The 5,360-nt window shown below is 66.5% G+C and carries 6 protein-coding genes; 2 read left to right on the top strand and 4 right to left on the bottom strand.

Features of this window, described 5'->3' with window-relative positions; genetic code table 11:
• Positions 1–170 precede the first annotated feature (170 nt).
• On the bottom strand, positions 171–794 hold the full coding sequence (locus ASD19_RS07990; RefSeq protein ID WP_055990924.1) for a helicase associated domain-containing protein: 624 nt from the start codon (positions 792–794) through the stop codon (positions 171–173).
• Between the two features lie 105 nt (positions 795–899).
• Between ASD19_RS07990 and ASD19_RS07985 the strand changes: the two genes are divergently transcribed.
• Positions 900–1,343, top strand: a complete 444-nt coding sequence (locus tag ASD19_RS07985; RefSeq protein ID WP_055990921.1) for a hypothetical protein — start codon at positions 900–902, stop codon at positions 1,341–1,343.
• 504 nt (positions 1,344–1,847) lie between these two features.
• Here the strand turns inward: ASD19_RS07985 and merB are convergent.
• Together merB and merA are read right to left on the bottom strand one after the other, a co-directional pair.
• Positions 1,848–2,513, bottom strand: a complete 666-nt coding sequence (gene merB / locus ASD19_RS07980; protein WP_055990918.1) for an organomercurial lyase MerB — start codon at positions 2,511–2,513, stop codon at positions 1,848–1,850.
• A 47-nt stretch (positions 2,514–2,560) separates the two neighbouring features.
• Positions 2,561–3,985, bottom strand: coding sequence for a mercury(II) reductase (gene merA / locus ASD19_RS07975; RefSeq protein ID WP_055990915.1), 1,425 nt, complete (start codon positions 3,983–3,985; stop codon positions 2,561–2,563).
• Between the two features lie 109 nt (positions 3,986–4,094).
• Here merA and ASD19_RS07970 point away from each other — a divergent pair, with 109 nt between their 5' ends.
• On the top strand, positions 4,095–4,484 hold the full coding sequence (locus tag ASD19_RS07970) for a heavy metal-responsive transcriptional regulator (RefSeq protein ID WP_019157635.1): 390 nt from the start codon (positions 4,095–4,097) through the stop codon (positions 4,482–4,484).
• 49 nt (positions 4,485–4,533) lie between these two features.
• On the opposite strand, the gene ASD19_RS07965 is transcribed toward ASD19_RS07970, so the two are convergent.
• Entirely contained in the window at positions 4,534–5,277 is a 744-nt protein-coding gene (locus ASD19_RS07965; protein ID WP_156377156.1) for a hypothetical protein, read from the bottom strand.
• Positions 5,278–5,360 lie beyond the last annotated feature (83 nt).

Here is a 5,360-nt window from a genome sequence, read left to right as displayed (position 1 = left end):
GTCCCCTGCGTGACGCCGAGCTCAGCGCGCAGCGTCCTCACCATCCGCACCGCAGCGGCCTTCTCCTCGCTCGAGTAGCGACGCGTCGTCGGCTTCCCACTCGCCAGTTCCTTCGGCATGACTCCATCCTCGTTTCCAAGGTCAGGAGCCTCCAACAAACTCAGGGCGCTTCAACCCGGTGCAGCGTCGTCGAGGAGAGCGATGCGCCCCGTCGTCAGCTTGTCCGCGCGCAGGTCGTCGAGGCGGTTCTTCATCCATTGCCCGAGACGGCGTTCGTCCGCGTCGTCGCTCCGCGGACTCGGGAAACGTCCTTCCCGCCGCACCCAATCGCTGAGCTCGAGCGCATTGCGCCTCCATGCATCGCTCCGTCGGCCGCGGCCGCGCCACTCCGGGACGTGCTCATCGAGCCATTCCGTGCGGTCCCGCCGAAGCTCGCCGCGATGCAGATGAGCACGCTGTCCGCTCAGCCAAAGTGCGAGGCGGCGCTCTTCCAAGTCGTCGCTGGTTTGCGGAGGGAGCGTTTGCTTCTCGCTCGCGAAGTCGCACAGTGCCGCGGCGCTGACGATCCACTCGCGAGAGCGAGGTGAGGGCTTGTCTCGCCATCCCGGCAGCGACGCGTCCAGTTTCTCGATGCGTTCGGGTGTCAGCCACGAGAAGCCGCCCCGCAGTGCAGAGCGCTGCTGTTGAACCCAGCCGCCGGGGTGCTCTTCCCCGCGCGGAATCTCACCTGTCATCTCGAACCACTCGGCGGCATGCGCGAGGTAGAGCTCCCACTTGGACTCGTTGCGCGCCATTCACCCGAGGGTAGCGGTGCTCACTCTGCCGCGATCAGAGGACGGCCACTCCCACTCGCACAGGTGAGTCGCAACGCACCTCCTGCGTAGAGAAGGGAGCTCAGAATGAACCACAGCACCACCACCGCGACATCATCCATCTCGCTGGAGTCGCCGATCTCACAGGCGGCCACCGAACACCGCTGGATGAGCGTTGTCTTCCTGCAAGGCGAGGAAGCCGATCGCGTGCTCGGCATGATCGACAGGAGCGGTCCCCAGCGGGCAATCCGCCACCTGTCGCAGTGGGACTTCGGCGATGAGACCAGGGACTCCGCACTCGTCAACGGATACGTGTACAACGAGGTTCCCCAAAGCCCGACCGACCGCGTCGTCCACGACGACGACGCCGTGTACGCGCTGACGTACAACCGCCGGTTCGGCTACGTCTCCCTCTTACGCACGTTCACACCGCAGGCGGAGGACGCGGACCGCCCAACATCGCCGCAGACTCCGTGGTTCGCGCTCGCCGGGCATGCAACCGCGTCGCGTCGACGCGGCCTCACGCTCTGATCCGACTCTGAGTGGCTACGGATTGCCGATCACCGGCCCTACTCCCCCATCCGCCATCACGAGGAAGGAACGACGATGACTCCGTCTCTCACGGACGAGCAGATCGCTCGTGTCGCGCTCGCTGCAGTCTCAGAACCGGGAGACGGGGTCACGGGAACGTTGCTCCGCTCGCTACGTGCGTTCGAGACAGTGCAATTGATCAAGACGCGAAAGCCGTTGCCCGACGCGATCGACAACACTGACGGGGCTCTGTGGCGAGACCGATTGCGTGCACGACTGCGGGATGCCGACGTCGATCGGGTCCTCGCCGACACGGAGCGACGTGGTTTCACCATCATCACTCCAGGCGATTCGCGGTGGCCGACTGAGCTCAGGGACCTCGGCGTCCACGCACCCATCGCTCTCTGGATCGCCGGCAATTGCAGTGCACTCGCGGCGTCGCGTCGGTATTGGTAGCGCGCGTTATTGAGCCTCGCGCTATTGAGCCTCGATTTCGTATGCCGTTCAGCAGCAGGTCTCGGGTCCGCAGCAGTTGCTGGACGGCTCGACGCTGCGAGCGGGCTGGGGCCGCTCGAGAATCCCGGTGATCACGGTGCGACCGAGCTCGAAGGCGTCGCTGACGGGGAGGGTCTGCGCGCCGGGGTGTTCGGTGAGCCAGCTGGCAGCGTCCTGCGGGGAGGTGAAGTAGTGGACCTGGTTGCAGAACGAGGAGCGGATCGATGGCGTGTCTGCGGCATTCACGAGGGACATCACCGCGGTCGCCGGTTCGACACTGGTGACGCCGACGGTCGGGTCGACGCTCACCCGGATCGTGTCGCCGCTGGTTGGGGAGATCGACTCGATGCGGGCGGGGCGGTCCAGGAGGGCGGGGAAGATCAGGGTGTCGAACGCGCACCAGGTGTAGAGCTCTTCACCGGAGACGGTGAACCGGTGCCTGGTGGGGCGCAAGGTGAGGCCCTGGCCGATGATCCGGCCCTGGCCGTCGTACTCGGTGTCCGGCGTAGCGGCCAGGCGGGCTCGGACCTCGTCGACGGGGAGCTTTACGGCGCCCGCGAGGTCGTCGATGGTGACCGGGTCACCGTCGACGAGTAGTCGCAGCAACGGGACCAGCAGGGCTTCTTCATCGAATCGGGCGAGCCGGTCGGACAGATCGGTCGTGAGGTCAGTCATGGGCATTTTCTCCGGTTTCGTGGGTGATGAAGCGGGTTGGTCCGTGCTCAGGCGCAGCAGGACAGCATCGAGACGTCGGTGGTGAAGGCTTTCGCGACGATGCGGATGCCCTCGGCCATGGTCAGGTACGGGGCCCACGCGTCGGCGACCTCCGTGATGGTCTTACCGAGGATATGGACGCCCGCGGCGGCGAGCTCGCCGGCGTCCCGGGCGACGGCGGTGAGGCCGAGAATCTCACCGGTGTCGGCGTTGGCGACCATCTTGATGAACCCGCGGGTGTCTCGGTTCACGACCGCCCGCGGCACGTACTCCAGGGGAAGGACGCGGCAGTCGCAGCGGATCCCGGCCGCGAGGACTTCCTTCTCGGTCATCCCGACCGAGCCGATCGCGGGACTGGTGAACGTGACACGCGGCATCCGCGTGTAGTCGACGGACTCGTGTGCATCGGCGAAGGCGTTCTCGGCGACCATCGTGCCGTGCCGGGCGGCGACGTAGACGAACTCGGGATGCCCGGTCGCATCCCCGGCCGCCCACACGCGAGGATTCGAGGACTGCAGGTCGCCGGTGACTAGGACCTGCCCGGCGTCGCCGGTATTCACTCCCACTACATCCAGGTTGAGACCCTGCGTGACCGGGCGGCGTCCGAGCGCGACGAGGATCTCGTCGGCACGGAACTCCTGCTTACTGCCCAAGACTTCGGCCGTGACGACGATCTGACCGGTCGCCACGTCCCGGGCCACGCGTGTGGGAACAGCGCGGCGGACCACCCGGATGCCCTCGTCGGCGAAGACCTCCTGCAACGCTTTGGAGACCTCTGGCTCCTCCTTCGACGCCAGCCGGGACCGCACCAGGAGGGTCACCTTCGCGCCGAGCCGGGCGAACAACTGGGCCATCTCCAGTGCCACATAGCCACCGCCGAGCACCAGCAGCGAGTCCGGGACCTTGTCCAACTCCATCGCCGATGTCGAGGTCAGGAAGTCGACCCCGTCCAGCCCTTCGATCGGTGGGGCCCAGGGGCGCGCGCCCGTGGCGATCAGGTAATGCGCCGCCTCGACCGTTTCGACCCTGCCGTCCGCGGCCGTGACTTCCAGCACCGGTGCATCCGGGGTGCCGGCAAAGGCCGCATCACCCTGATGGTTCTGCCAGCCGTAGGCATCGGCCACGTCGACGTACTTCTCGCTCCGCATCGCCTCCACCAGATCCTGCTTCCCGGCGATCAGCGCCGGCATGTCCACCAGGTCCGCGGTGGCGGCGATCCCCGGGAACCGGGAACCGGCGTCGGCGGCCACATGGCGTGCCTCAGCGGCCGCGAGCAGCGCCTTGGACGGTACGCATCCGGTGTTCACACACGTGCCACCGAACGTGCCACGCTCGATCATCACCACCGACTTACCCAGCATCGTGGCGCGGATCGCGGCGGCGAACGCCCCGCCACCCGACCCGACAATCGCGAGATCAAACGTCGACTGCATCCGATTCCTCCCTGGAGTACTGAAAATCCTGCTGATACAGTCATCATGAACCTTCCAGCATGGGGGAAGGTCAAGAGGTGCGTGCAACATGCGCAGAGGAGCGAGGAACATGCGGATCGGAGAACTCGCCGACGCGGCCGGCACGACCACGAAAACGCTGCGGTTCTACGAAGACCAAGGGCTCCTACCGTCCGCCGAGCGGACACCCGCAGGCTACCGCGACTACACGGCCGATGCCCTCACTCGGATCGGCTTCATCCACCGCGGGCAAGCCGCAGGCCTCACACTCGCCCAAATCCGGCAGATCCTCGACATCCGCGACCACGGTCAAGCACCCTGCGGTCACGTCCGGGACCTGCTCGATACGAGGCTCGCCGATATCGACCAGCAGATCGCGCAGCTCAACGACCTGCGCAACACCCTCGCCGGGCTCCGCGACCACGCCGAACACGTCGAACCCGACACATGTAGTTCTGTCGACGTATGCCGATACCTATAGCCGAAGCCGACCGTCCAAGGACTCCGCTGACAGGGCGTAGGGTCATGGTTCAGAGAGTCGGCAAAGGCATGCCGACTCGTTCGATGACTGCGGTGGCGTAGGCGTTGTTGTTCGCGCCGATCGCGTTGGACCAGGCGATTGCGGAGGAGATGTCCAACCCCGTCAGGCGACTGAGAACGACTGGTGGGAGTTCCTGCGCGAGGGCGATCAACGCGCTGGTGCGTGCTAGTCGTGGAGGGATGCCGACGGCGCGGAGCCGGCTGTTGAGCGTGTCGGGTGCCATATGATGGCCGGCGCGGGCTCCCGGATAGACCCACTCCTGTTCGATGCTCTCCACGAACATCCGGGGCGCGGTGCGATTGCTGGCCGCTCCGGCGGCGGCCGGGGCGAGCTCGGCAGGGAGCACGAGAGGTTCCGTCCCGAGACGGACGATCACGGCCTGATCGGTGACGGCGACGTCCTCCGCACGCAGCTGGACGATCTTCGCTGCGCGGACGCCGAACATGAGCATCAGCCCCGCGGCGAACTTCGTATGCGGATCGATGGACGCGTCGGAGGTGACGTCGGCGAACAATCGCCAGCGTTCGTCGTCGCTCAGCGCCTGCGGATTCAGGCCTCCGGACGACGGGCGTGGGGCCGCGAGCCGGCGGGAACTTCCGTCCCGTCCCGCCCATGTCAGGAAATGGTGCAGGAACGGGCGGGGGCCGCCGGCGAGCCATTCATCGACGTCTGCCTGGGCGAGTGATGCGAGCGAGCCGCTGCGACCGTGAACCCACGCAGTGGCGTCCCGCATAGTGGTGTAACCGTTCGGTGGTCGGCCTCGTTGTGAACGTGGGCGCGGTCACCGTGTGATCCTTCGAGGAATCTCCTACAACC

Source organism: Microbacterium sp. Root53, assembly GCF_001426925.1.
Classification (GTDB): domain Bacteria; phylum Actinomycetota; class Actinomycetes; order Actinomycetales; family Microbacteriaceae; genus Microbacterium.
Note: the sequence above shows the minus strand (reverse complement) of the source record. Positions and strands in the feature narration are given on the sequence as shown.